Annotated in this window: 23 protein-coding genes; 13 read left to right on the top strand and 10 right to left on the bottom strand. The window is 72.9% G+C overall.

Going from position 1 to position 24500, the window contains the following annotated elements; translation table 11 throughout:
* Positions 1-167: 167 nt before the first annotated feature.
* The gene (locus tag ABR738_RS05795; RefSeq protein WP_350228887.1) at positions 168-626 is read right to left on the bottom strand and encodes a DUF6299 family protein; all 459 of its coding nucleotides are present in this window, start codon (positions 624-626) and stop codon (positions 168-170) included.
* A 334-nt stretch (positions 627-960) separates the two neighbouring features.
* Between ABR738_RS05795 and ABR738_RS05800 the strand changes: the two genes are divergently transcribed.
* Both ABR738_RS05800 and ABR738_RS05805 read left to right on the top strand, forming a co-directional pair.
* Entirely contained in the window at positions 961-2100 is a 1140-nt protein-coding gene (locus ABR738_RS05800) for a glutamate--cysteine ligase (RefSeq protein ID WP_350228888.1), read from the top strand.
* 168 nt (positions 2101-2268) lie between these two features.
* Positions 2269-2901 carry a hypothetical protein gene (locus tag ABR738_RS05805; RefSeq protein WP_350228889.1) on the top strand — a complete coding sequence of 211 codons (633 nt, stop codon included), beginning with the start codon at positions 2269-2271 and terminating at the stop codon, positions 2899-2901.
* 73 nt (positions 2902-2974) lie between these two features.
* Here the strand turns inward: ABR738_RS05805 and ABR738_RS05810 are convergent, their stop codons facing one another.
* The 3 genes from ABR738_RS05810 to ABR738_RS05820 all read right to left on the bottom strand — a co-directional run bounded on the left by ABR738_RS05810 (position 2975) and on the right by ABR738_RS05820 (position 5627).
* Positions 2975-3676 carry a ribonuclease H family protein gene (locus tag ABR738_RS05810; protein ID WP_350228890.1) on the bottom strand — a complete coding sequence of 234 codons (702 nt, stop codon included), beginning with the start codon at positions 3674-3676 and terminating at the stop codon, positions 2975-2977.
* Positions 3677-3851: 175 nt separating this feature from the next.
* Entirely contained in the window at positions 3852-4298 is a 447-nt protein-coding gene (locus tag ABR738_RS05815; protein WP_350228891.1) for a lamin tail domain-containing protein, read from the bottom strand.
* Between the two features lie 291 nt (positions 4299-4589).
* Positions 4590-5627: a PHP domain-containing protein gene (locus tag ABR738_RS05820; protein WP_350228892.1), complete on the bottom strand. Its 1038-nt coding sequence runs from the start codon at positions 5625-5627 to the stop codon at positions 4590-4592.
* A 208-nt stretch (positions 5628-5835) separates the two neighbouring features.
* Between ABR738_RS05820 and ABR738_RS05825 the strand changes: the two genes are divergently transcribed.
* Positions 5836-6831 (top strand): trypsin-like serine peptidase, encoded by a 996-nt coding sequence (locus ABR738_RS05825; protein ID WP_350228893.1) that lies wholly within the window; start codon positions 5836-5838, stop codon positions 6829-6831.
* A gap of 135 nt (positions 6832-6966) precedes the next feature.
* On the opposite strand, the gene ABR738_RS05830 is transcribed toward ABR738_RS05825, so the two are convergent.
* The 3 genes from ABR738_RS05830 to ABR738_RS05840 all read right to left on the bottom strand — a co-directional run bounded on the left by ABR738_RS05830 (position 6967) and on the right by ABR738_RS05840 (position 12438).
* Positions 6967-7353, bottom strand: coding sequence for a hypothetical protein (locus ABR738_RS05830; RefSeq protein WP_350228894.1), 387 nt, complete (start codon positions 7351-7353; stop codon positions 6967-6969).
* Between the two features lie 255 nt (positions 7354-7608).
* The gene (locus ABR738_RS05835) at positions 7609-8490 is read right to left on the bottom strand and encodes a C40 family peptidase (protein ID WP_350228895.1); all 882 of its coding nucleotides are present in this window, start codon (positions 8488-8490) and stop codon (positions 7609-7611) included.
* Between the two features lie 189 nt (positions 8491-8679).
* On the bottom strand, positions 8680-12438 hold the full coding sequence (locus ABR738_RS05840) for an nSTAND1 domain-containing NTPase (RefSeq protein ID WP_350228896.1): 3759 nt from the start codon (positions 12436-12438) through the stop codon (positions 8680-8682).
* A gap of 402 nt (positions 12439-12840) precedes the next feature.
* On the opposite strand from ABR738_RS05840, the gene ABR738_RS05845 reads away from it, so the two are divergent.
* The 4 genes from ABR738_RS05845 (at position 12841) to ABR738_RS05860 (ending at position 17862) form a co-directional block, all read left to right on the top strand.
* Positions 12841-14625 carry a M4 family metallopeptidase gene (locus ABR738_RS05845; protein ID WP_350228897.1) on the top strand — a complete coding sequence of 595 codons (1785 nt, stop codon included), beginning with the start codon at positions 12841-12843 and terminating at the stop codon, positions 14623-14625.
* A gap of 192 nt (positions 14626-14817) precedes the next feature.
* Entirely contained in the window at positions 14818-15021 is a 204-nt protein-coding gene (locus tag ABR738_RS05850) for a hypothetical protein (protein ID WP_350228898.1), read from the top strand.
* A 161-nt stretch (positions 15022-15182) separates the two neighbouring features.
* On the top strand, positions 15183-16691 hold the full coding sequence (locus ABR738_RS05855) for an MFS transporter (protein ID WP_350228899.1): 1509 nt from the start codon (positions 15183-15185) through the stop codon (positions 16689-16691).
* 217 nt (positions 16692-16908) lie between these two features.
* Positions 16909-17862, top strand: coding sequence for an NAD-dependent epimerase/dehydratase family protein (locus tag ABR738_RS05860; RefSeq protein ID WP_350228900.1), 954 nt, complete (start codon positions 16909-16911; stop codon positions 17860-17862).
* A gap of 28 nt (positions 17863-17890) precedes the next feature.
* Here the strand turns inward: ABR738_RS05860 and ABR738_RS05865 are convergent, their stop codons facing one another.
* The gene (locus ABR738_RS05865) at positions 17891-18307 is read right to left on the bottom strand and encodes an organic hydroperoxide resistance protein (protein WP_350228901.1); all 417 of its coding nucleotides are present in this window, start codon (positions 18305-18307) and stop codon (positions 17891-17893) included.
* Between the two features lie 179 nt (positions 18308-18486).
* On the opposite strand from ABR738_RS05865, the gene ABR738_RS05870 reads away from it, so the two are divergent.
* The 4 genes from ABR738_RS05870 (at position 18487) to ABR738_RS05885 (ending at position 20773) form a co-directional block, all read left to right on the top strand.
* Entirely contained in the window at positions 18487-18972 is a 486-nt protein-coding gene (locus ABR738_RS05870) for a MarR family winged helix-turn-helix transcriptional regulator (RefSeq protein ID WP_350228902.1), read from the top strand.
* Positions 18973-19012: 40 nt separating this feature from the next.
* Positions 19013-19753, top strand: coding sequence for an SDR family NAD(P)-dependent oxidoreductase (locus ABR738_RS05875; RefSeq protein ID WP_350228903.1), 741 nt, complete (start codon positions 19013-19015; stop codon positions 19751-19753).
* Positions 19754-19784: 31 nt separating this feature from the next.
* On the top strand, positions 19785-20243 hold the full coding sequence (locus tag ABR738_RS05880; protein WP_350228904.1) for a hypothetical protein: 459 nt from the start codon (positions 19785-19787) through the stop codon (positions 20241-20243).
* 80 nt (positions 20244-20323) lie between these two features.
* On the top strand, positions 20324-20773 hold the full coding sequence (locus tag ABR738_RS05885; RefSeq protein ID WP_350228905.1) for a hypothetical protein: 450 nt from the start codon (positions 20324-20326) through the stop codon (positions 20771-20773).
* Between the two features lie 26 nt (positions 20774-20799).
* On the opposite strand, the gene ABR738_RS05890 is transcribed toward ABR738_RS05885, so the two are convergent.
* Positions 20800-21834 carry a methyltransferase gene (locus tag ABR738_RS05890; protein ID WP_350228906.1) on the bottom strand — a complete coding sequence of 345 codons (1035 nt, stop codon included), beginning with the start codon at positions 21832-21834 and terminating at the stop codon, positions 20800-20802.
* Positions 21835-22158: 324 nt separating this feature from the next.
* On the opposite strand from ABR738_RS05890, the gene ABR738_RS05895 reads away from it, so the two are divergent.
* On the top strand, positions 22159-22713 hold the full coding sequence (locus ABR738_RS05895) for a hypothetical protein (protein WP_350228907.1): 555 nt from the start codon (positions 22159-22161) through the stop codon (positions 22711-22713).
* 23 nt (positions 22714-22736) lie between these two features.
* Here ABR738_RS05895 and ABR738_RS05900 read toward each other — a convergent pair whose 3' ends face one another.
* Entirely contained in the window at positions 22737-23948 is a 1212-nt protein-coding gene (locus tag ABR738_RS05900) for a trans-sulfuration enzyme family protein (RefSeq protein ID WP_350228908.1), read from the bottom strand.
* A 59-nt stretch (positions 23949-24007) separates the two neighbouring features.
* Here ABR738_RS05900 and ABR738_RS05905 point away from each other — a divergent pair, with 59 nt between their 5' ends.
* Positions 24008-24481: an Lrp/AsnC family transcriptional regulator gene (locus ABR738_RS05905; RefSeq protein WP_350228909.1), complete on the top strand. Its 474-nt coding sequence runs from the start codon at positions 24008-24010 to the stop codon at positions 24479-24481.
* Positions 24482-24500 lie beyond the last annotated feature (19 nt).

The raw sequence follows: 24500 nt of genomic DNA on the forward strand, positions 1-24500 counted from the left end.
ATTCCCGGGGGCGGCAGGCCCTCACACCCCTTGAATGCAGGTATGTCCGAAACTCACCGCCCCCACACTTGCGGAAGGAACCAGATCCCCGCTCACACGTCGGGGGTGGCGGCGCCCGCCCGGGCGCCCCTTCAGGCCCGGGCGCCCCTTCAGGCCCGGGCGCCCCTTCAGGCCTGGGCCGCCCCGAGGTCGAGGCTGTGCCGGTCGGTGGCGAGGATGTAGGGCACAAGCGGCAGGAACCCGATGCCCCGGTCCAGCCGCGCGAGCGTCGCCACGACCTCGGTCGCCTGCGGTTTCGCCGTCTGGCCCAGGGCCATCCTTCCGTGGTTGGTCCACGTGTGCGTGGCGCCGTCGCACGTGGCCACCGTCCCGCCGATGCCGTACTGCACGGAGCCCTTCACCACCGAGCTCGACACGACGACCGGACGCCCGTTCGCGGGTGACGAGCAACGGTAGGTGCCCGAGAGGGTGACTGTGCCGTCCTTGGCGACCGTCCCGGTCGCGTTGGCGGTCACGGTGTCCGAAGAGGCCGCGGGGTCCGAGGCGGCGACGGCCGGGCTCGGGGCCACGGCGAGAAGGGCGCCGGCGGCGGCGACGGCCCCGGCGGTGACAAGACGTACGCGCATTGGCAGATCACTCCTGTGTCCCTGCGTTCCGGTGGAAGGTGCCGGGGTGGCGCAGTCCACACCCGCACTCGCGCCAAGCAATACCGCCCAGCGGTCCGCCACCCGGGGATTCCCCCCGGTCGGCGGCGTGTCCGCCGGAGTCACCGCAGTGCCTCGCGGGACGGGGGATGCGCCGGGGCACCGCTGGGACCCAGGCGCGAGGGGCCGCCCACGCATGACCGAAAGAGGGCCCCCGCACCGGCGACCGCACGCGCCACCGGGCGGGCATGCTGGTTCTCCGGCCGATTTCGCGGGCCGTTCGCCGGGGGCCACAGGACACGATGGGAGCGTCAATTTGCGCACCGTGGGCGTGGAAGAGGAACTGCTCCTGGTCGACCCGGACACCGGAGTGCCGTGTGCCCTGGCGTCGGAGGTGCTGGCCCGACTTGCCAAGTGGGGCGACGAGGAGAGCGAGGCGCCGCCGCACCCGTTCGCCCGTGAACTGCAAGGACAGCAGCTGGAGTTCGGCACGCGGCCGCACACCGACATGGACGCGCTCGGCGCCGAGGTGGTGCGCCGGCGCCGCGCGGTGGCCCGCCACGCACGCGAGGCGGGAGCCTCGGTCGTCGCGCTTGCCACCTCTGTGCTGCCCGTCCGGCCCGCCGTCAACGCCGGCGTCCGCTACCAATGGATGGAGCAGCAGTTCGGTCTCACCACCCAGGAACAGCTCACCTGCGGATGCCATGTGCATGTGTCGGTGGCATCGGACGACGAGGGCGTCGCGGTCGTGGACCGGATCCAGCCGTGGTTGCCCGTCCTGACCGCACTGAGCGGGAACTCACCGTACTGGCACGGCAGGGACACCTTGTACAGCAGTTACCGCAGCCGGGTGTGGGGCCGGTGGCCCATGTCGGGACCCACCCCCGTCTTCGGTTCCGCCGAGCGCTACCACGCCCAGGTCGATGCCATGGTGACCAGTGGGGTGGTACGTGACAGAGGCATGATCTACTTCGACGCCCGGCTCTCCCACCGCTATCCCACCGTGGAGATACGCGTCGCGGATGTCTGTCTCGAGGCCACCACCACCCGGCTCGTCGCGTGTCTGTCACGTGCGTTGGTGGACACCGCCGCACGTGACTGGAAGGAAGGACGCGGACCGCTGGGACACGGGGTGAACCTGCTGCGGCTCGCCGCCTGGCAGGGGGCGCGCTCGGGGCTCGACGGCGAGCTGCTGCACCCGCTGACCATGCTGGCGCGCCCCGCGCCCGTCGTTGTGTACGCGCTGCTCGACCATGTCCGGGAGGCACTTGAGGACACCGGCGACCTCGCCTGGGCCCGCCGGGCGACGGCGGATCTGCTCGCCCGCGGCAATGGCGCCCGCCTCCAGCGCGCCCTGTTCGCCCGCACCGGAAGCCTCAGCGGTGTGGTCGCGGGTTGCGTGCGCCGCACCCTGGGTGAGCGCGAACCGAGGTACCCGGCACCCGAGCGGACGTGACCCTCACGGGCGGGGTGATACATCACTCGATGGGGTGTCATGGCCATGGGTCCATGCGGGCGTACGCACCTGAGCGGTCTCATCTGGTGTGAAGTGGGTGCCGCACACAGTGGAGACGCGTAACATCCGGCAGCAATCACGTACGCACACATCTCGGAGGTACCCCCCGTGCCGGACAGCACCACGCTCCAGTCCCAGTACGCCGCCCAGATCCAGAGCGACCTCGACAGCAACGTCGCCGAACGCGAACAGATCGCCGCCCAGATCAGCGCGCTCCAGGAACAGTTGAGCACCCTGGAGAACAACCACGCCCTGCTCGCGTCCATGCGCCAGGCGATCGGCGGCACGGCGGCGCCCACGTCCCGCAAGAAGTCCAAGAAGGCCGCGTCGGCGCCCACGCCGAAGGTGCCGCAGGCCCGCACCGCGCCGAAGTCCGCCGCCCGCGCCACCAAGTCCGTCAAGAAGCAGGGCAGGACCGCCGCCAGGACGAAGGCGGCCGGCGCGACCACCACGCTGCGCGACCTCGTCGCGGCCCACCTCACCCGGACCGGCGAGCCGCGCTCGGCCGCCGAGATCACGGCCGCCCTCACCGAGGCACACCCGGGCCGCACCATCGCCGGCACCGTGGTGCGCAACACCCTCGAAAACCTCGTGGCCAAGGGCGAGGCGCAGCGCACCCGGCAGAACCGCTCCGTGTTCTACACGGCGCCCGACGCCACCGCCGCCGGCGCGTCCGCCCCCGCCGCCGACGCCGACGTCAAGAAGGAGGCGGACGCGGTCACCCCCGCGGCCACCAGCTGACCGGTGCGAGGTGCCGGTGCGTCCGGCACATTCGCGCTCACCGACCGGAGAGGTGACATGGCAGCCCCGTGCCTCACGCCACAGGGCTGCAGTCCGGGTGACCCCAGCCCTCTTCGCGCTTCATGATGGGAGTGCCGGCCGCATACGGCTTGCCGCAGGGGCAGCGGCCGGGGAACTTCGCCTTGATGGTGCGCGGCGTCCCCGACGAGGCCGGGCGCGCCTTGCCGGCCTGCTTGCGCGCGGTGGCGGGCCTGGCGCGCGTCGCGGTGGCCCTGGCCGGCGCCGGTACGGGCGGCTCCTGGTCACCGAGGGCTGTCCCGGCGGCCCGCTGCGAGGCGGCCGCGTCGCTCGCGGCCTGGTCCGCGACGGCGTTCAGCGGGTCACCGCCGACCTGGTGCGCGGGCACATGGACGAACTCCACATCCCGCTCGGTCAGCAACTCGTCGATGCGCTCGACGAGTTCACGGTTGGCGACCGGCTTGCCCGCCGAGGTCTTCCAGCCGTTGCGCTTCCATCCCGGCAGCCACTGGGTGACCGCCTTCATGGCGTACTGGGAGTCCATCCGCACCTGCATCCGGGTGCCCGCGTCGACGGCCTCCAGCAACTGTTCGAGCGCGGTGAGCTCGCCCACGTTGTTGGTGGCGGTGCCGAGCGGCCCCGCTCCCCAGCGCTCCGGCCGCCCCTGCTCATCGGCGATCACCCAGCCCCAGCCGGCGGGGCCGGGGTTGCCCTTGGACGCCCCATCACATGCGGCGACAACAACACGTTCAGACATCGCGCCATCATCCCACCCACCTGCCCCGCACCCGAAGTCCCGCCCGCGCCCGCGCTCACATGACGGGGCACGGGCGCCGGCCCGGCACGCGAGGGCGACGGCCGGCACTCCCCTCCCCCTGGTGCCTGCCGTCGCCATCTGCCGCTACGCGCCCGTCACTTGGCGCGTGTGCCGGTCAGCGGCGGCCCCAGGACTTGGTGGCGACGACGTGGCCTCGGTTGTCGCGCAGGGTGGCGGTGTCGCCACCGTTGTCCCACACGTAGGAGCGGCGGTTCTGGTACACGTCGGTCCGTACGTTGTGGCCGATGCCGGTGTGGACACGTACGGAGGCGCGGCCGGCGAGTGTGAAGCCACCGAAGGTGTAGGCGTGGTGCTGGCGGTCGGTGAGCGTCCACCCCCGCAGGCTGACGGAGGCGCGGCCGGTGTTGGTGACGGTGACCCACTCGGCGTTGAGGCTGCGCTGCGAGCCGTCGTCCTTGCCGGGGCTGTCGTACTGGATCGCGCCGAAGGTGACCGGCGAGCGCGGCGCGGCGGCGGCCGCGGTGGGCAGCGCGGTCACGGCGGCCAGGGCCGCGCCCGTGGCCAGGACGGCGAGGGTGCGGGATATTGAGCGTGCGAACATGGAAACCCCCAGTTCAGGGCGGTCAGCAGCGTGCCGCTTGCCCGCCCGGACGGTGTGTCGGTCCGGGTCGTGTGACGGCCGGACATCCACACTGTGGACCCCGTCGGAACCGGAAGAGACGGATAGTTCAACGCGTAACAGAACGCGGACATCGACACACCGTCAGCTTCCCCGGCACACACGCCCCCGCGTACGCCCGCCCCGGCGAGCCCACCGCACAGGGCCCGCACAGACTGAGATGCCAGGGAGGCTGCCAGAGGCGAGGGTTAGGGCGGTGGGCGCCGGGGACGCTCAGCCGGGGGCCGGGAGGTCGCGGTCGCGCGTCCAGGACAGCAGGTCCTCCAGGGGCCAGGCGGTGACGACCCGTTCCTGCGGGACGCCGCACTCCTCGGCCCGGGCGCAGCCGTAGATCTGCCAGTCGAGCTGTCCGGGGGCGTGCGCATCGGTGTCGATGGAGAACAGCACGCCCGCCTCGACCGCGCGGGTCAGCAGCCGGCGCGGTGGGTCGAGGCGTTCGGGCCGGCTGTTGATCTCGACGGCGGTCCCCGCGTCGGCGCACGCGGCGAACACCGCGTCGGCGTCGAACTGGGACTCCGGCCGCCCACGGCCGGTCACCAGACGCCCGGTGCAGTGTCCCAGGACGTCCGCGAGCGGGTTGCTCACGGCGGCCACCAGGCGCCGCGTCATCGCGTCCGCGTCCATGCGGAGCTTGGAGTGGACCGAGACCACCACGACGTCCAGCTGGTCGAGGAGTTCGTCCTCCTGGTCGAGCGAACCGTCGTCGAGGATGTCGCACTCGATGCCGGTGAGCAGCCTGAACGGTGCCCAGCGCGCGTTGAGCGCGGCCACCACGTCCAGCTGGCGGCGCAGCCGCTCGGCGCTCAGGCCGTTCGCGACGGTGAGCCGGGGCGAGTGGTCGGTGAGTACGGCCCACTCGTGACCCAGTTCGGCGGCGGCGCGGCCCATGTCCTCGATGGGGCTGCCGCCGTCGGACCAGTCGGAGTGCAGATGGCAGTCACCGCGCAGCGCGGCACGCAGCCGCTCGCCGCCCACGGCGAGCGGCGCCGCCGCCTCGAGCTCCGCCTCAAGGCGCTGGAGGTAGCCCGGCACCTCGCCCGCCAGCGCCTGGCGCACCACACGCGCGGTCTTCGGGCCGATCCCCTTGACCGCCTCCAGCTGTCCGCCCACCGCGGCGCGCGCGGCGAGTTCGTCCGGCCCCAGCTCCTGGACTGCGTCGGCCGCGGTACGGAAGGCACGGACGCGGTAGGTGGCCTCCCGCTTGCGTTCGAGCAGGAAGGCGATCCGCTTCAGGGCCGACACGGGATCCATGGACACCTCCGGGGCGGCGCCGCGTGGGCGCCTGTGCGGACGGGATCGGCGCGCGCCCCTGCCGGGCCCCGCCCTCCCAGCTTCCCTCAGGCCCGGCCCGACCGCAGCCGCGCGGGGCAGGCGCGGTCCGTTCCGGTTGCGCGTGCGCCCGGCCGCCGTGTCGGCGCGGCCGCCACCGAAGGCGGGCCCTAGCCTCGCCAGAGTGGTCATGCGAAAAGATGGGCGGCGGGCCGGGCCCCGGAGGGTGTGGGCGGGTGGCGCGGTCCTCTCGGCGGCCGTCATCACGCTGCTGGCCGGGCCCTGGACGATTCCGCGCCTCTCCCCCGCCGCGCCACCCACCGAGCCGGCCGTGTCCACTCCCGCGCCGGACGCCTCGGCGCGCGCTGCCACGCAGCCTCACGCCGGCTCTGCCGCCCACACCGGCCCGCCCGCCCGTACCGCGGCCGGCACCGCGGACTACCGCCGCGTCCACCCCGCGGTGCCGAGGGACTGTGCCGCGACGCGCCGCCGGCCCGAGCCCCACGATCTGGTGCCGTCGTGCTCGTATCCCGTGGTGGGGGTCTTCGAGTGGCCCGGCGGACGAAGGACGTGCACGGCCGCCGTGGTGGACAGCGCGAACGGCGACCTGCTGGTGACGGCGGCGCACTGCCTGCCATTGGACGGCGCCGTCTTCGTGCCGGGCCACCACGACGGCGTCGCTCCGCTGGGCAGGTGGCCGGTGGTCGCGGCGCTGGCCGACCCCCGGTTCACCAGGGCGCGCCAGGGGGCCGAGCACTGGCCCTACGACTGGGCCTTCGTGCGGGTGGCGCGGGTGGGGGGAAGGAGCGTCCAGGAGGCGGTGGGTCCGGCCTTCCATGTGCCGCCGCACCCGGAGGAACTGTCGGCCGACCTCGGCCGGGTCACGCTGATCGGCCACCCGCACAACCGGCCGGGCCAGCACGTCTGCACGGTGGACTCCGCGCCCGCCTACGGCGCCTTCCGGCAGGCGCGCTGCGCGGGATTCTCCAGCGGGGTGTCGGGCAGCCCGTGGGTGATCTCGGCGCAGGAGGGCGACGGCATCGTGGTCGGGGTGCTCGGCGGCGCCGAGCACGGCGGCGGTTTCCTTTCCGACGTCTCCTACACCGCGCGCTTCGACGCGGGAGTCACCGCGCTCTTCGAGCAGGCGCAGGGGGTCGGGACCCAATCCGCCCGCCCTGCCCCTTGAGTACCTGACGCCACATCAACTCGCCCTTGCGCAAGGCTTGTTGGGTTGGGGGGAGGACTGCATGACCGGGCCGCCCGTCGGGGGATTCGACGGACGGCCCGGGGTTGCGGGGCGCGGGTCACGGCGCCGGGGCGATCAGCACTCGCGCAGGCCGGGGGCGGGGTCCTGGCCGGTCTTCACGCTGACGGCGGGGACGTTGCCCCAGGCGCCGTTGTCCAACTGCGTCCAGTACCAGATGTCGTTGCCGCCCTGGTGCGGGTCGCCGTGACCCCAGCACGCGAACCAGTTGAACCCGGTGGTCAGGGTGCCTCGGGTCGCCGAGCGGTAGGAGCGGTCGGCGTAGCCCTTCGCGCCGACCGCGTTGCCGCAGTAGAGCCGGCCGTCGGAGCGGACCCCGCACTCGGCCGCGGGCTTGGCGGCCCTGGCCGGCGCGGCGGCGGCCGCCGGAAGCCCGGCGGTGGCGAGACCGGCCGTCAGGGCGGTGGCGGAGAGGAACAGGGCGACCTTCTTGCGTGCGTTCATTGCGAACTCCTCGCGGATGTCGGATGCCAGACATCGGATGCCAGATGTTGGCTGTCAGATGTTGGCTGTCAGATGTCAGGTGTCGGATGTCAGTTTTTGTCGGGCGCCGGGCGCCGGGCGTTGGGTGTGGGGCGTTGGGCGCCGGGTGTTGGGTGTTGGGTGTGGGGCCTCGAGTGTCTGGCGCAGGTGTCGGAGCCGACTGGTGCCAACCGGCGCCGGCTGGTGCCAACCGGCGCGGGGTGGTGCGCCGGGTGGTCAGGCGCAGGTGGGGACGCCGTCGAGCCAGGCAGGGCCCTGGATGTAGATGTTGGTGATCCAGGCGTTGTAGTCGGGCAGGTAGGACCACGCGTCGTTGCGGTAGCCGTCGGCCTCGACGAGCTGGGCGTGCTTCTGGCAGCCGACCTTCACGCGGGTGGGGCCCGCGAACTTGTTGACGCGGGCGCTGGTCGTGGCGGGCTGGGTGTGCGTCCACACATCGGTGCCCCAGGTGGAGAAGTTCCCGCTCTGGCCCGGGTCGCCGCCGATGCGTACCGCGCCGTTGTAGTCGCCGCCGAGCCGTACGTCGCTGACCATCACATGGGTCCCCGACTGGCGGGCCTCGACCATCTTGCCCGCGCCCAGGTAGACCGCGATGTGATGGATGGAGTTGGCGCCGCCCCAGGCCATCAGGTCGCCCGGCAGCAGCGGCCCGGTGCCCTGGCCCGCCCCGAAACGGGCCGTCACGTGCGGGGAGTGGTACTGGCTGTTGGCGGTGCCGGCCAGGATGTCCTGGCCGGTGGCCTGGGCGTAGGCGTAGCGCACCAGACCCGAGCAGTCGAATCCCAGGCGCTCCGGGTCGTGGTCGCTGGCGGGGTCGGTGGGGTCCACCTGGCCGTAGGTGGCGCCGGGCTGCGGCCCGTGGCCGCCGCCCCACGTGTACCAGAGACCGAGCTGTGAGCAGGCCGCCCGCACCGCGGCCTCGGCGGCGGCGGAGGCGCCCGGTGCGAGCACGTCGCAGCCGCCGGCCGCCGCCCGGGTCGCTGCCTCCGGGTGGGGCGCGGCGGTGGCGGCAGGGGCGGTCGGCACGATGGCGCAGGCCGTCAGGAGGCCGGCGGTGGCGATGGCGCGGCGGGTTCTGGCAAGGGTGTGGTGGCGCATGTCGTTTCCCCGTTTCGTCGGATGCGTGCCGGATCGGTGCCCGGGGCGGCGGGATGCCCCCGTGCCGGACGGGATCACCTGCGGCGGTGGTTCGAGACTGGGCCGTGGCCGGGGGCGTTGTCGAGGAGGAGGCCGTCTCCCGTAGTGCCGGGAAACGGGAAACACCTGGGAAACGGCTGGGCCCGCGGGTCACTTGGGGGCCGGGCACAGCGGACGGAAGGGCACGTCGGGCAGCAGATGGGCCCAGCTTTCCGGGCCCGTGTCGGCCAACAGGCGGCACACCTGGGCCTGTTGGCGGGGCACGTCGGTGTTCCACAGTCTGACGGTGCCGTCGTTGCTGCTGCTGGCCAGTGTCCCGGGCAGGGCGGGGTCGAAGGTGACGCCCCACACGGCGCCGGTGTGTCCGCTGAGGGTGGCGAGGTGCCGGGCGCGGACGGGGTCCCACAGGCGGACGCTCTGGTCGCTGCCGCTGGACGCGAGCGTCCGGCCGTCGGGGCTGAAGGCGACCGCGCGCACCGAGCCGCTGTGACCGGCGAGGGTGCGGGCCTTGGCGTGGCCCGCGAGGTCCCACAGGCGTACGGTCCCGTCGTTGGCGCCGCTGGCGAGGGTGCGCCCGTCGGGGGCGAACGCGACGGAGCGCACCGAACCGGTGTGCCCGCGCAGCACCGACCGGGGGCCGTGGCCGGGGTCGCGCACGTCCCACAGCCGGACCGTCAAGTCGTCGCTCGCGGTGGCCACCGTGCGCCCGTCGGGGCTGAACGCGACCGCGTTGACGAAGTCCTCGTGTCCGCCGAGCGTGGCGTAGGGGCGGCGGGTGGCGACGTTCCACAGGGTGGCGGTGCGGTCGGCGCTCGCGGAGGCGAGCAGCTTGCCGTCGGGCGAGAACGCCACCGCGAACACCGAGCCGTCGTGTCCGGTGAGGGCCGCGTCCAGGCGGCCCGTCGCCGCTTCCCAGAGTCTGACCGTGCGGTCGGCGCCCGCCGACGCGAGCAGCTTGCCGTCGGGCGAGAACGCCACCGCGAACACCGAGCCGTCGTGTCCGGTGAGGGTGGCGCGCAGCCGGTGGCGTGCCACGTCCCACAGCCGTACGGTGCGGTCGGCCTGGGCGGAGGCGAGCAAGGTGGCGTCGGGTGAGAACGCCGACTGCCACGCCTCGGTGAAGGGCCGGGCGGTGAGCGCCGAGCGGCCCGGGTCCCACAGCACGACGGACTGGTCGAATCCACCTGTCGCGAGGTGTTCGTCGGGGCCCGCGGCCACGGCGAGGACGTAGTCGGTGTGGCCGGACAGGGTGGCGACCACGCGGTGGTTCACGGCGTCCCACAGCTTCACGGTGCCGTCGCCGCTCGCGCTGATGACGGTGTCGCCGCTACGGGTGAAGGCGACGGCGTTCACGTCGTCGCTGTGTCCGGTCAGGACGGCCCGGGTGGTGCCCTGGGGCAGGTCCCACAGTCGTACGGTGCGGTCCGCGCCTCCGGTCGCCAGGGTGTGGCCGTCCGGGCTGAAGGCCACGCCGAGCACTTGGTCGCTGTGCCCGGTGAGGACCTGGGTGTGCTGACTGCCCGTCACGTCCCACAGCCGTACGGTGCGGTCCATGGAGGCCGAGGCCACGCTGTGCCCGTCGGGGCTGTAGGCGACCGCCATCACCGCGTCGTCGTGGCCGGTCAGGACGGTTCGCGCGGTGCCGTCGGGCACGTTCCACAGGCGTACGGTGCGGTCCGTGCCGCCGGACGCCAGGGTGTGGCCGTCCGGGCTGAACGCCACGGAGCGGACGGCGCCCTGGTGTCCGCGCAGGGTGGCGGTCATCCGGTGGGTGGCCGCGTCCCAGAACCGTACGGTGCCGTCGGCGCCGGCCGTCGCAAGGCGCGTGCCGTCGGCGCTGTAGGCGACGGCGGTCACGGCTCCGGTGTGGCCGCCGAGGGTCGCGGTCATCCGGTGGCTCGTGGTGTCCCACAGGCGCACGGCGGCGTCCGAGCTCGCCGACGCGAGCGTCCTGCCGTCGGGGCTGAACGCCACCGAGTTGACCGGGCCCGCGTGTCCGCGCAGCCGTCCGTCGAAGTACTGCGCCTGGGTGCTGAGCAGGGCGCCGCGTGCCTGCGGGGTGTGGCCGGTGCGGTAGGCGTCGGCGGCAAGCAGCATGGAGGCTTCGGGCTGCCCGGCGGCCAGGGTTCCCGACCGTACGGCCAGGGCCTGCGACTGGGCGGTGCGGCTCTGGTCGAGGGCGCGTCTGCGCTGCTGGAAGGCGAGGGATCCGGCCGCCACCGCGATGGCGAGGAGTCCGGCGAGGGTCGCGAGCAGGGCGCGGCGCACCTGGGTCTGGCGCCGCGCCTGGCGCTCTTCGCGCTTCTCCTCCGCCGCGCACGCCGCCAGGAACTCCCTTTCCACCGGCCCCAGTTGGCCGCTTCCCTGGGCCTCGCGCGCGCGTTCGCGCACGGCGGCGAGCCGGGTGCCGCGGTAGAGCAGGGACGGGTCGCGGCCGGCCTTGGCCCACTGGTTCGCCGCGTCGCAGACCTGCTGGCGCAGCACCAGGCCCGCGCGGTCGGCGTCGATCCAGCCGCGCAGCCGTGGCCAGGCACGCACGAGTGCTTCGTGGGTGATCTCCACCGTTTCGCTGCCGGCGGTGAGGAGCCGGGCGCGTACGAAGGCGTCGACGGCACGCGCGCCGGATGCCGGATCGCTCAACTGCCGCATGAGCGCGGCGCGTTCGACGGGCAGGCGGGTCTGTGCGGTGTCGTCGGCCACATGGACCAGGCGCACCAGGAGCTGGCGGGCCATCACCTGTTCGGCGTGGTCGAGGCGTCCGTACACCGACTCGGCGGTGCGGGCGACCGCTCCGTGGATGCCGCCGGTCGTCTCGTAGCCGGCCACCGTCAGGGTCCGGCTCGTGCGCTGCTGCCAGGTGACGAACAGGGCGTGCGCGAGCAGGGGGAGCGAGCCGATCGAGGCGGCGGCGTCGGCGCCGAGGTCCCTCAACAGCAGGTGCGTCAGGCCGGGTTCGAGGCTGAGTCCGGCTCGTTCGGCGGGTCCCGTGATGGCCTGGCGCAGCTGGGCGCCGGACATCGGGCCGAGCGCGAACAGGCCGTGGGTGAAGACCTCCACGAGGCGCGGGTGGTCGAGGCAGTGTCCGCAGAAGTCGGCGCGCAGGCCGATCACGACGGCGGCGTGGCCGGGTGCGCCGTCGTGGGGCCCGGCGGTGGCCAGGGCGTGGAGCACGGCCACGAAGTCGCGGCGTTCCCGCTCGCTCTCGCACAGGGTGAAGGTCTCCTCGAACTGGTCGACGACCAGGACGAGGCCGGGCGGCCGGCCGTGGGCCGCCGATGCGTCGAGCAGCGCCCGGGGCCGACGGGCCAGCGTCTCGGGGGTGATCTGCGCGCCGGCCGCCGCGAGGACGTCCGCCGCGCAGCGCAGAAGTTCCTTGAGCGGGTGGGCGGTCGGTGTGCACACGACGACGGGCCACTGGCCGGAGCCGGGCGTGGGCAGTGCGCCCCGGCGCAGTGCGGGCAGCAGTCCGGCCTGGAGGAGCGAGGACTTGCCCGCGCCCGATGGGGCGACCACCGCGAGCACACCCTGGCCCATGCGTTCGGCGAGCCTGCCGGTCAGTTCGGCGGTCGCGCTCTCGCGTCCGTAGAACCATTCGGCGTCCTGGGGCCCGTAGGCGGCGAGACCGCGGTAGGGGCAGGGGGCGGTCGCGTCGGCGGGGGCGTGCGCGGTGCGGGCCTCGGGGACGGTCGCCGCGGCGGGCAGCAGGCGTACGAGCGCGCCGCGCGCCTCCAGTACGTCGTCGCAGCGGCGGGCCACGTCGAGTGTGGGTGGCTTGCTGCCGTTCTCGATCTTGCTGAGGTACCCCTTGCTGTAGTGGATCGAGCGGGCGAGCCCGGTGAGGGACACCTTGCGCAGGCCTCGCAGCCGCCGCAGCTCCGCCGCGAAGGGGCCGGCCGTTTCGTCGTCCATTGGCACGGCATCTACCTTTCCGTGACGGACGGGGCGTACGCCTGAAAAAGGCGAACTTGGTCCACTTACGGTCATCAATGTGCCCGCGTTCGGGCGGTGTTGGACGGCACGGGCCTCCGGTCGGGCCCGGCGAGGAGAGGCACCCGGGAAGCAACCTTTCGGCGCGATCTGCCATCTCCGCCGTCGAGTGGGGGAGTTCGGACACCTTCCGGCCACCTGGAACGGGGCCGATTGTTAAATCTGGGTTCCGGGAACACGGAACTCGATCTTCCCTCTTTACATGTCCATGCCAGGCATAGCAGGGTTCCGGCCAAGACCTCACAGTCCCCACGGTGCACAACAGCACCGTGCGTACGGGCGGTTGTGAGCCGACCGCCCCCGCACCTCTAAGGACCCCCCACCGTGCGTACACCCCACATACGCAGCCTGGCGATATCCCTGGCCGTCACCACGGCCCTCACCATCACGGCGGGGGGCGGGGCCACGGCCTTCGCCGCTCCCGCCGCCCAGGGGGCCACCGCCCCCGCGGCCACCACCGCTTTCCAGCCGGTCATCGACGCGGCCCGCGCCGCCGCCCAGGCACACGCCTCGGCCACCGGCGTCGGCAAGGACGACACACTTCAGGCCAGCGACGTCCTGGTCGACCCGGACGGCAAGAAGCACGTCCGGTTCATACGCTCGCACCAGGGACTGCCCGTCCTCGGCGGCGACCTCGTCATCCACCTCGACGCGAGATCCGGCTACACCGGTGTGACCCGGGCCCTGCGCCGCCAGGTCACCGTTCCCACCACCAGCGCCAAGCTGACGGCCGCACAGGCCAAGGCGAAGGCCGCCGCCGTCGCCAAGGGCACCGCGGGCACCGCCAAGCTCGTGGTGGACGCCCGCGCCGGGCACGCGGCGCTCGCCTACCAGATCCAGGTGACGAACAGCTCGACCACCGAGTCCGGCACCCGCACCGTGGTCGTCGACGCCGCCACCGGCACGGTCCTCAGCAACACCCCGGCCGACGACTCCTTCTTTTCCCCCGGCGTCCAGGCCAAGCTCCGCAAGAGCGGCCAGAAGCTCAGCCCGGCTCTCGACGCCTCCTTGCCCGCTCCCCTCGCCTCATCGAGGGCGACCGGGTTCCCGGCCTCGGCCAGTGGCACCGGCGCCTCCCTGTTCGTGGGCAGCGTGCCGCTGACCACCACGCAGACGGCCAAGAGCGCGTTCGCCCTGAAGGACCCGAGCCGGGGCCAGACCGAGACCCGCGACGCCGGCAACAAGCAGCTGGAGCAGTTCAGCGCGGGCAAGGCGTTCACCAGCACCACCAACCGCTGGGGCACCGGCAAGGTGAGCGACCGCTCCACCGTCGCCGTCGACGCGCAGTACGGGATCACCAGCACCCTGGACTTCTACAAGAAGACCCTGGGCCGCGACGGGATCAAGAACGACGGCGTGGGCGCCCACGCGATGGTGCACTTCGGCAGCAAGGTCGGCAACGCCTTCTGGGACTCCGACTGCGGCTGCATGCTCTACGGCGACGGTGACGGGCAGACCTTCGCGCAGCCCCTGGTCGTCCTCGACGTCACCGGCCACGAGCTCACCCATGGCGTCGTGGACGCGACGGCGAACCTCCAGCCGACCCGCGTCGACGCCGACGACAACCAGTTCGGCGAGCCCGGCGCGCTGAACGAGTCGCTGGCCGACATCTTCGGCAGCAACGTCGAGTTCGCCACCAACAACCCCAAGAACCCGCCGAACTACCTGATGGGCGAGAAGCTGGGGCTCCAGCAGAAGTTCCTGCGCCGGCTTGACAAGCCGTCCCTCGACAAGCTCGAAGGCACGGTCGACTACTGGTCGCCCGCGTCCTACGACACCGAGGTCCACGCGGGTTCCGGCGTCTCCTCGCACGCCTACTACCTGCTGGCCGAGGGCAGCGGCAAGAAGACCATCAACGGTGTCGCCTACGACTCGCCGACCTACGACGGCTCGACGGTGACCGGCATCGGCCGCGACAAGGCCACGGCCATCTTCTACCGTGCGCTCACCCGGTACATGGTCTCCACGACCGACTTCCACGACGCCCGCACCGCCACGCTGAGCGCCGCCGCCGACCTGTACGGCGCGTCCAGCACCGAGTACAAGACGGTCGACCAGGCCTGGGCCGCCGTCAACGTGACTCCGGCGAACGCCCCGTCCGCCGGCTGATCACGCCCGTCACTGCCGCTCCACGGGTCCGTGGGGCGGCAGTGGCATGTCCACCGCCGGGCGACGTCCCGGTGTCACCATCGGCGGACGTTCGGCATGCGTGGGCGCGGCAGCGGTGTCAGGGTCGGATGGCCGGGGTGCGCCCGGCGCCCGCGCCACCGGACGCGGCCCGACACGCATGAGGAGTCACCAGTGCGCCATCGCATCGTCGCCGAACCGCTTCCCGACGGCACGCTCAAGGAGTGGCACATGGTCCGGGGCGAGGAAGTACAGGCCATGTGCGGACGGGACCTCGCCGAGGGCGCCCAGGAGATGCCCGACGACGCCTGGGGCACCGACCGCGCCCACCCCTTCTGTCACACCTGCGGTGCGCTCTATCTGCGCGAAGTCCCCTGACGCGGCGCGGTGACGCGGGGCTTGCTCCCGCGCGGGTCCGGCTGCGCGCCGCGTCCGCGCGGGTCCATCCAGGGACGCGAGGTCGCGGGGAGTATGTCCGGCGCGCGCCGGGTACTCGCGTCCGGCAGATGTGGTTCGGTCGCGGCGGCAGGAGGCACTTCATGAGCGGTACGGCGCAGAGTCCCGGGCGGGGGCCGGGGACCATCACCACCTCGGTGCCGGCCAGGCTCGACCGGCTCCCCTGGTCGCGCTGGCACTGGATGATCGTCATCGGGCTCGGCACCGTGTGGATCCTGGACGGGCTCGAGGTCACCGTCGTCGGGAACATCGCGAGCCGCCTCTCCGAGGACGGCAGCGGTCTCGCGATCACCGACGCCCAGGTCACCGGCCTGGGCGCCGCGCTGTATGTGGCCGGCGCCTGCTGCGGGGCGCTGTTCTTCGGCTGGCTCACCGACCGGTTCGGACGCAAGAAGCTGTTCCTGGTCACCCTCGCGGTCTATCTCGCCGCGACCGCGATGACCGCTCTGTCCTTCACGGCGTGGTGGTTCTTCCTGTTCCGCTTCCTGACCGGTTTCGGCATCGGTGGTGAGTACGCGGCGATCAACTCCGCCATCGACGAACTGATCCCGAGCAAGTACCGCGGCCGGGTGGACCTCATCATCAACGGAAGCTACTGGCTCGGTGCCATGGGCGGCGCGCTGCTGTCGGTGCTCGCCCTCAACACCGACCTGCTGCCGAAGAACATCGGCTGGCGCCTCACCTTCGCCCTCGGTGTGGTGCTCGGTCTCGTCATCCTGCTGGTGCGCCGCCATGTGCCGGAGAGCCCGCGGTGGATGTTCATCCACGGCCGTGAGGAGGGCGCGGAGCAGCTGCTCGACGACGTGGAGCGCACGGTGGAGCAGGAGAAGGGCGAGCGGCTGCCGGAGCCCGGGAGCTCGATCACCATCGAGCAGCGCACCAGCGTGGGCTTCTGGGAGATCGCCCGGACCCTGTTCAGCTCCTACCCCAAGCGCGCGGTGCTCGGCTTCGCCCTCTTCATCGGGCAGGCCTTCCTCTACAACGCGATCACCTTCGGCTTCAGCTCGATTTTGGTGAAGTTCTTCGCCGTGTCGAGCGGCAGCACCGGCTACTTCTTCGCCGTGATCGCCTTCGGCAACTTCCTCGGCCCGCTCTTCCTCGGCAAGCTGTTCGACACGGTCGGCCGCCGCCGGATGATCGCCGGCACCTATGTGCTCTCGGGCGCGCTGCTCTTCGTCACCGCGTGGTTCTTCGCGCAGGGGTGGCTCAACGCGACCACGATGACGGCGTGCTGGTGTGTGGTGCTGTTCTTCGCGTCGGCGGGCGCGAGTTCGGCGTACCTGACGGTGAGTGAGATCTTCCCGATGGAGACCCGCGCGATGGCGATCGCCTTCTTCTACGCGATCGGCACGGCCGCGGGCGGCATCTCGGGGCCGCTGGTGTTCTCCGCCCTGACGTCCAGCGGGGTGGTCGCTGACGCCGTCCTCGCATTCAGCATCGGCGCCGCGCTGATGACGGCGGCCGGCGTGGTGGCCGCGTTCTTGGCCATCGACGCCGAGGGCAAGTCCCTGGAGGACATCGCCGCCCCGCTCTCCGCGCGACTCGGCGCCCAGGGCGAGAAGGCGACCCCGCCGGCGGCGCCCGCCGGGTGAGAGGGGGCCGCCGCTTCGGCGCGAAGTGGGCGGCGGGCAGGGCCAGTTGGGCGGCGAGCGGGGCTCGCCGCCCTCTGTCGTATGCGCGCACGCGAGCGGGCGCCGCGCACCCCAGCCTATTGCAAGCCCTCTTCGCGAGCGTTAGAGTCTCTAACTATCGGCACGCCAAATAACAAAGCCGGGTGCGCGCACGCCTCGGCCGTAGAAGGGCATCGACATGAACCACACCGAAAGCAACCTGCACGTGGTCCTCGGCTCCGGTCCGGCCGGCGCCACGCTCGCCGCCGAGCTGGTCCGCCGGGGCCACCCGGTCCGCCTGGTCGACCGCTCCGGCACGCTCACCGCGATGACGGGTGTCGACCGCGTGAAGGGCGATGTGTCCACGCTCGAAGGGGCCGCCGCGGCCATCGCGGGAGCCGAAGTCGTCTACCACTGCGTCAACGTCGCCTATCACCTCCAGGTCGACGTCATGCCCCGTATCCAGCAGGCCGTGCTCGGCGCCGCCGAAGCGGCCGGGGCGCGCCTGGTCGTGCTCGACACGCTCTACCCGTACGGCCAGACGCACGGCGATGTCATGACCGAGGACACCCCCTGGCGCGCCACCACGCTCAAGGGCAGGATGCGCGCGGAACTCGACGAGAGGTACCTGGCCGCGCACCGGGGCGGCCGCGTCCGTGTGGCGCTCGGCCGGTCCGCCGACTTCGTCGGGCCCGGCGTCCTCAACTCCACGCTGGGCGCGTCCGTCTTCCTCCCGGCGCTGACCAGCGGCGAGGTATTGGCCCTGGGCGACATCGACCTGCCGCACAGCTACACCGACATCCGCGCGGTGGCCGCCGGGCTCGCCACGCTGGGCGAGAGTCCGCGCGGCGACGGGCGGGTGTGGCACCTTCCCACCGCGTCGGCCCTGACCACCCGTGAGGTGCTGGGCATGATCGAGGACCGCGTCGGCGCCGCGCTGAAGGTGGTCACCCTCGACGAGCCGCGCCCCTTCGGCCCGTTCGACCAGGTCTTCATGGACGCCTACGCCGAGATGTTCTACCAGCACACCGAGCCGCAGATCATGCACTCGGGGGCCTTCGAGGCCGCCTTCGGCGTCACCCCCGTCCCGATGGGCGACACCCTGGACGCCACTTTGACGTGGTACCGCGAGCTGCTTGCCGAGCGTGGGTGAGGGCCGCGCCGGGAGTGGAGCCGATCCGCTACTCGATGACGATCTCGAAGGGGATGTTGCCCCGGGTCGCCTTGGAGTAGGGGCAGGCGGCGTGGGTGAGCTCCACGAGCTTGGCGCCGCTCTCGCCCTCGAGGTGCCCGGGCAGCTCCACCCGCATGACGACTCCGATGCCGAAGCCGCCGTCGGCGGGGTCCTTGCCGATGCCCACCTCGGCGGTCACCGAGACGTCCTTGACGTCCAGCCGCAGCTGACGCGCGACGGAGCCCATCGCGCTGGCGAAGCAGGCGGCGTACCCGGCGGCGAACAGCTGCTCGGGGTTGGTGCCCTCGCCGTTGCCCCCGAGGGCAGGCGGGAAGGCGAGCGGCAGGTCGAGCCGGCCGTCGGAGCTGACGGTGCGGCCCTCGCGGCCATTGGCGGTCGCCACCGCGGTGTAGAGCGCGTCCATGGATCGGTTCCTCTCGTCTCGGCGGGCGCGAAGCCGTGTCCGTGCTCGCCCGGGTCCGTCAAAGCTCTGTGCTGCGCGGCCTGCGGGGAGTCGCATCCGCTGTCCCTCGGCCACGTCATCAACTGAAGCACACAATTCAGTTGCGCACAACTAAATGGCGCCGGTGCTAGCCTGGACGCATGGTCACCACACCGCCCGCCCATCCGCACGAAGAGGACTATCTGCGGCTGGACCTCCAGCTCTGCTTCTCGTTGCAGGCGGCCTCCCGCGCCTTCACCGGCGTGTACCGCACGCTCCTGAAGGACCTGGGCCTGACCTATCCGCAGTACCTGGTGATGCTGACCCTCTGGGAACACGGCGAGCTGCCGGTGAAGGGGATCGGCGAGAAGCTGCGGCTGGACTCGGGCACTCTGTCGCCGCTGCTCAAGCGCCTCGAAGCGGCCGGTCTCCTGGAGCGCCGCCGCAGCCCGGCGGACGAACGCTCCGTCACCGTCCGCCTCACCCCGCGGGGCAGCGATCTGCGGGAGCGCGCACGCGCCGTGCCGCACCACATCGCGCGGGCCGTGAACCTGCCCCCAAAGGACTTCCACACCCTGCGCACCCTCCTGGCCACCCTGACCGAAGGGCTGGACGCGGCGGGGGCGGCGCCGTGTGGTACGACGTGAGGTGGCGGCGCGGCCCGGAGGCGAGCACGGGAGACATCACATGACACGTCCGGTCACCATCGTCACGGGCGGCAGCCGGGGCATCGGCGCGGCGACCTGCGTCCGGCTCGCGAACGAGGGGCACGACATCGCCCTCGGCTACGTCAGCGACGACGCGGCCGCCCGCGAGGTCGCCGACGCGGTGCGCGCGGCCGGGGCCCGCTGTGTCACCGTGCGGGGCGACACCGCTCAAGAGGCGGACGTGGAGCGGCTGTTCGACACCGCGGCGGCCGAACTCGGGCCCGTGAGCGCACTGGTCAACAACGCCGGCGTCACCGGACCGCTCGGCCGTCTCACCGAGACCCGCACCGAGGATCTGCGCCGGGTGATGGACGTGAACGTCGTGGGCTACCTCCTGTGCTGCCGACGGGCCGCGCGGGACATGGCCGCGCACGGCGGGGGCGCCATCGTCAACATCTCCTCCGCCGCGGCCACCCTCGGCAGCCCCGGTGACTACGTCCACTACGCGGCCTCGAAGGCGGCCACCGACGCCATGACGGTCGGCCTGTCCAAGGAGCTCGGACCGGACAACATCCGAGTGAACGCGGTCGCCCCCGGCATCATCGACACCGACATGCACGCCACGATGGGCGACCCGGGCCGTCCGGCCCGGGCGGCCGCCAACATCCCGCTCGGCCGCCCCGGCGAGGCGTCCGAGATCGCCGCCGCCGTGGCCTGGCTGCTCTCGCCCGAGTCCTCGTACACCACCGGCGCGATCCTGCGGGTCTCCGGCGGACGCTGAACCGGGCTGCGCCGGGACAAGGGGGGCGGCCATGGCCGTTGACGGGACGGCGGGGCCCTTCGAGGCCGCCACCGGGGACGGGCCCGCGCTGGGCGGCCCGGACCGCGAGGCAGCGGTCCTGGCCGCCTTCGACGGGTTGCTGCGCATCCGCCGGGTGATGGCCGGGCCGGACGCCGCCTCGCGCCCGGCCGAGTGGGAGCGGTCGCGGCCGGTGCGGGCGGTCGCCATCGCCCTGGAGGCCTCGGGAATCGAGCCGTCCGCGCTCGACGAGGAGGGCCGGCGGTGCGCCCGCGGATACCGCGTCAGCGCTGCCGGGCCGCCGACGAGCGTCCGGGTGGAGTGGCTCGGCCCGCCCGGCAGCGGCGCGCAGTACACGGCGAGCGAAGCACTGCGCCGCTGCGCCGAAGTGCTGGGCCCGCTGGGCTGGCTGGCCCTGGAATACCGGGGGCCGGGCCGCCACCACTACCTGGAGGTCGAACCCGCCGGGTGAGGCCCCGGCCGGTTCGCGACCCGGCGCCCGCTGCCGCTACAGTGCGATATTCGTTCGAACGTTCGGGGTGTGGGGGAAGCGTGAGCGCACAACTGCGGGACACCGCAGGCGAGTTGGCGGGTCTGCTGTGGAGTGAGCACACGGTGTACCGGGAGCATTCGGGTGGTGTCGTCATCCGGGCGGCCCATGTAGAACGCTGGATCAGCCTCTCCCCCACCGGCGGCAAGGACCAGGTCCTGATCCGCGCGGGCCGGATCCTGGACGGCGGCACCACCGCTCCGGCCCGCTCGGAGACGGTGGCGAGCCTGACCGCGGGCACCGGTCAACTCGCGCTGATATGCCGTCAGTTGCTCGCCGAAACCACCCGGGGCCCGGCGCCCCGGCCCGCACGGGAGCGACGGCGGGGCCGACCGAAGAAGGCGAAGGCGGCGCGCCGGGGCCGGCACACCGGCTTCCTCTCCTGGCTGGTCATCCTCGCGATCGCCGCCGCCGTGGCCGTGTTCCTGCGCGACCTGTCCGCGACGCCGTGAGGCCGTGAGGCCGGCCCCGCCGCCCCTCAGACCGCCCGCGCCTCCAGGATCGAGGGCAGGGTCGGGGTGGGCAGGACACGCTCCAGCCTGAACCCGGCCCCCGCGAGCAGGTCCTCGAACTCCTTGGCCGTACGCTCCTTGCCGGTGACCAGCATCATCATGATGATGTCCAGCTCGACGGCGGGATGCGGGTCGCCGTTGTCCGGCAGCACCGAATCGACCACGAGAAGGCGCGCGCCCGGCGCCACCGCCGCGCGGACCGCGCCCAGGATGCGCGCGCATTCCTCATCGCTCCAGTCGTGCAGGATGCGCTTGAGCAGATAGATGTCCCCGCCGCTCGGCACGGCCGTGAAGAAGTCGCCGCCCCGTACGCTCCAGCGCCCGCGCACCTCCTCGGTGTCCAGGACGTGGTCGGCCACGGTGTCCGGCCGGTCGAACAGGACGCCGGTCAGGGCGGGTTCACGCCTCAGCACCGCGTGCAGCAGGCCGCCCCGGCCGCCGCCGACATCCACCACGGTGCCGGCGGCGGGGAAGGGGTAGCTTTCCGCGATGAGATCGTCGGTGCGGTCCGCCATCGAGGCCATCCCGGCGTCGAAGAGTTCGCGCTGGTCGGGCGAGACGGCGAGGTGGTCGAAGAACGGGACCCCGTAGGCCGCCTCGAAGGAGGTTCTGCCGGTCCGTACGGCGTCGGGGATGCCGTCCGCGGCCCGCCGGAACATCTCGTCGGTGAGCAGCAGGGCCGCCGTGCGCTGCGAGCCCGGCACGTCGGTGCGCAGCGCCTGGCCGGCGTCGGTGAGTCCGAAGGTGTCCTTCTCGTCCTGGGTGAAGAGCCCGTGCATCGCGAGCAGGCGCAGGACGCGCCTGAGCGTGCCGGCGTGCAGCCCGCGGGCCGTGGCGAGTTCCCCGGCGGTGCGGGGCCCTTCGGCCAGCAGGTCGGCGACGCGGTGCTCGGCCACCGCCCTGACGGCGGCCGAGTGGATGTGTCCGTACAGCAGCTGGTTCAGTGGTGAGGGGGTGAACTGTCCGGTGGGGCCGGTCGGTTGCTCCGGGCTTGTCGCCAAGGGTTCGCTCCTGTCATCACGAGGTTCGCCCGCCCATCGTCGCAGTGCGCGATCTCGGGCGCGCTCCCGGCCCGCCCCAGGAGCGCGCCAGGAGCACGCCGGCGCCACGAGCCGGGGCACGGGGACGACACGAGCCGGAGCGCGGGAGCGCCACGAGCCGGAGCGCGGCGGCGCCGTGCCCACGCGCTTCACTCCCGGCGCCGTGCCCACGCGTATCACTCCCGGCGCCCGCACGTCGGGGAACGGGGGAAGTCCCGGTGTGCCGGCGGGGCCGCTGATAGCTTGACGCGTCCGCAAAAGCGCGTCGCAGGGGGACGATCAGCAGTGCACAGGTTCTCGCGTACCACCGGCCTCGCCACCGTGGGGCTCACCGCCGTCCTTCTCCTGTCGGGGTGCGGCAGCGGTGGGTCGGACGCGGCGTCCGACAAGCCGTCGGGCGGCCCTTCAGGCAGCGCGTCGGGGGCGGCGGCCGCGAGCGCCACGCCGACGGCCGGGGCGACTGCGCCGGCCGGGGCGACATCGGGGGCGGCGGCGCCCGGCGGGCCCGGTGCCTCAACCCCCGCCGGTGTCAAGGGACATGGGCCGGCCTCGCAAGCGTCGCCCGCGACGGCCAACGGCCTCGACGGCAACTGGGTGGCCGTGACGCGCGGCAAGCCCGTCGCGCTCGTCATCAAGGGCAGGACCGCGTCCGTGCTCGGTGAGCACCAGTGCACGGGCACGGCCGACGGCAAGCCCGCGGCGCTGACGCTGCGTCTGACCTGCCCCGACGGCGACACCACCCGCACCCGGGGCACGGCCAAGGTGAACGGGGCCGGGCTCGAGGTGAGTTGGGCCGGGTTCGGCAAGGACGAGTTCACCCGGAACAAGACGTCCCACTGAGTCCCGCCGCCCGGCCCGCCCGCTCACACCCGCGCGAACCGGGCCTCCTCGGCCACGGCGGGCCGGCTCGCCACCGGCGTCGGCGGCACATCGCCGAGCGCCCGGTCCAGGTCGCTCCACAGGTCCTCGATGTCCTCCAGCCCCACCGACATGCGCAGCAGCCGTTCGCTGACACCCGATGACCTGCGGTCGTCCTCGGGCACGATGCGGTGGCTGATGGAGGCGGGGTGCTGGATGAGGGTGTCGACGCTGCCGAGGCTGACGGCGGGCGTGATCAGGCGCACCCGGGCGATCACCTCGTGCGGGTCGGTCAGCGTCTCGAAGGCCACCATCGCGCCCCCCACCTTCGGGTAGTGGACCCGCAGCACGCGCGGGTCGGCGGCCAGGCGGGCGGCGAGCGCGGCGGCGGTCGCGGACGCGGCGCGCACCCGGACCGGCAGCGTGGCGAGCCCGCGCAGCAGCAGATAGCCGGCGAGCGGGTGCAGGACGCCGCCGGTGGCGAACCGGATCTGGCGCAGCCGGCGGGCGAACGCCTCGTCGCAGGCCACCACTCCCCCAAGCACGTCCCCGTGACCGCCGAGGTACTTGGTCGCGCTGTGCAGGACCATCCGGGCGCCGCTGAGCGCGGGGCGCTGGAGTACGGGCGTGGCGAAGGTGTTGTCGACGAGGAGCGGCGCCGTGCCGCAGGCCGCGGCGAGCGCGCTCAGGTCCACTTCGGCGAGCGTGGGATTGGCGGGGCTCTCCACCATGACGAGCGCGGTGTCGGGACGGACCGCGTCCGCGACGCCCTCGGGGTCGGTCCAGGTGACCTCGGTGCCGAGCAGCCCGGCGGTCAGGAGGTGGTCGCTGCATCCGTACAGCGGGCGCACGGCGACGACGTGGCGGTGGCCGGCGGCGTGCTGGGCGAGCAGGACGGCGGACAGGGCGGCCATGCCGCTGGCGAAGGCGACGGCGGCTTCGGTGCCCTCCAGGGCGGCGAGCGCCGACTCGAAGCGGGCCACGGTCGGGTTGCCGAGCCTGCCGTAGACCGGCGGCCCTTCGGGGGCCTCGCCGGTGGCGGCGAAGGCGTCGATCCTGGCGGCCTCTCCCCTGCTGTCGTAGGAGGGGTAGGTGGTCGACAGGTCGATCGGCGGGGCGTGCAGTCCGAGGCCCGCGAGGTCTTCGCGGCCCGCGTGCACGGCGAGGGTGTCCACTGCTCTGGCGTCCGCTTCACGCGGGGCTGTGTCGGCGTCCATGGGCCCACTGTGAACAGTCGCCGGGCTCCGGATGCGGCACTCCGTGTTACGTTCGGGCCATGGCCGAATCCGTCGTACTTGATCCGGTGGACCTGCACATTCTGCGCCTCTTGCAGAACGACGCACGCACGACCTACCGCGATCTGGCCGCCGAGGTGGGCGTGGCGCCCTCGACCTGCCTGGACCGGGTGGCGCGGCTGCGGCGCGCCGGCGTGATCCTCGGCTATCAGCTGCGGGTCGATCCGGCGAAGCTGGGGCGGGGCCTCCAGGCGCTGCTTTCGGTGCAGGTGCGCCCGCACCGGCGCGATCTGATCGGCCCGTTCGTGGAGCGGGTCAGGGCGCTGCCGGAGTCCCGTTCGCTGTTCCACCTGACCGGTCCCGACGACTACCTGGTCCATGTGACCGTCGCGGACACCGCGGATCTCCAGCGTCTGGTCCTGGACGAGTTCACCTCGCGCCCCGAGGTCGCCCGGGTGGAGACCCGGCTCATCTTCCAGCAGTGGGACTGCGGCCCACTGCTGCCGCCGGAGTAGCCCACTTGTCCCGGGCCCC

The sequence above is a fragment of the Streptomyces sp. Edi4 genome, from assembly GCF_040253615.1.
GTDB lineage: Bacteria > Actinomycetota > Actinomycetes > Streptomycetales > Streptomycetaceae > Streptomyces.

Excerpts from the sequence above, each read along its gene's own strand:
- ABR738_RS05815 (WP_350228891.1), bottom strand. The coding sequence starts at position 4,298 with ATGTTCGCACGCTCAATATCCCGCACCCTCGCCGTCCTGGCCACGGGC.
- ABR738_RS05835 (WP_350228895.1), bottom strand. The coding sequence starts at position 8,490 with ATGCGCCACCACACCCTTGCCAGAACCCGCCGCGCCATCGCCACCGCC.
- ABR738_RS05875 (WP_350228903.1), top strand. The coding sequence starts at position 19,013 with ATGACACGTCCGGTCACCATCGTCACGGGCGGCAGCCGGGGCATCGGC.
- ABR738_RS05830 (WP_350228894.1), bottom strand. The coding sequence starts at position 7,353 with ATGAACGCACGCAAGAAGGTCGCCCTGTTCCTCTCCGCCACCGCCCTG.
- ABR738_RS05795 (WP_350228887.1), bottom strand. The coding sequence starts at position 626 with ATGCGCGTACGTCTTGTCACCGCCGGGGCCGTCGCCGCCGCCGGCGCC.
- ABR738_RS05855 (WP_350228899.1), top strand. The coding sequence starts at position 15,183 with ATGAGCGGTACGGCGCAGAGTCCCGGGCGGGGGCCGGGGACCATCACC.
- ABR738_RS05870 (WP_350228902.1), top strand. The coding sequence starts at position 18,487 with ATGGTCACCACACCGCCCGCCCATCCGCACGAAGAGGACTATCTGCGG.
- ABR738_RS05840 (WP_350228896.1), bottom strand. The coding sequence starts at position 12,438 with ATGGACGACGAAACGGCCGGCCCCTTCGCGGCGGAGCTGCGGCGGCTG.
- ABR738_RS05825 (WP_350228893.1), top strand. The coding sequence starts at position 5,836 with ATGCGAAAAGATGGGCGGCGGGCCGGGCCCCGGAGGGTGTGGGCGGGT.
- ABR738_RS05900 (WP_350228908.1), bottom strand. The coding sequence starts at position 23,948 with ATGGACGCCGACACAGCCCCGCGTGAAGCGGACGCCAGAGCAGTGGAC.
- ABR738_RS05820 (WP_350228892.1), bottom strand. The coding sequence starts at position 5,627 with ATGGATCCCGTGTCGGCCCTGAAGCGGATCGCCTTCCTGCTCGAACGC.
- ABR738_RS05810 (WP_350228890.1), bottom strand. The coding sequence starts at position 3,676 with ATGTCTGAACGTGTTGTTGTCGCCGCATGTGATGGGGCGTCCAAGGGC.
- ABR738_RS05905 (WP_350228909.1), top strand. The coding sequence starts at position 24,008 with ATGGCCGAATCCGTCGTACTTGATCCGGTGGACCTGCACATTCTGCGC.
- ABR738_RS05860 (WP_350228900.1), top strand. The coding sequence starts at position 16,909 with ATGAACCACACCGAAAGCAACCTGCACGTGGTCCTCGGCTCCGGTCCG.
- ABR738_RS05865 (WP_350228901.1), bottom strand. The coding sequence starts at position 18,307 with ATGGACGCGCTCTACACCGCGGTGGCGACCGCCAATGGCCGCGAGGGC.
- ABR738_RS05880 (WP_350228904.1), top strand. The coding sequence starts at position 19,785 with ATGGCCGTTGACGGGACGGCGGGGCCCTTCGAGGCCGCCACCGGGGAC.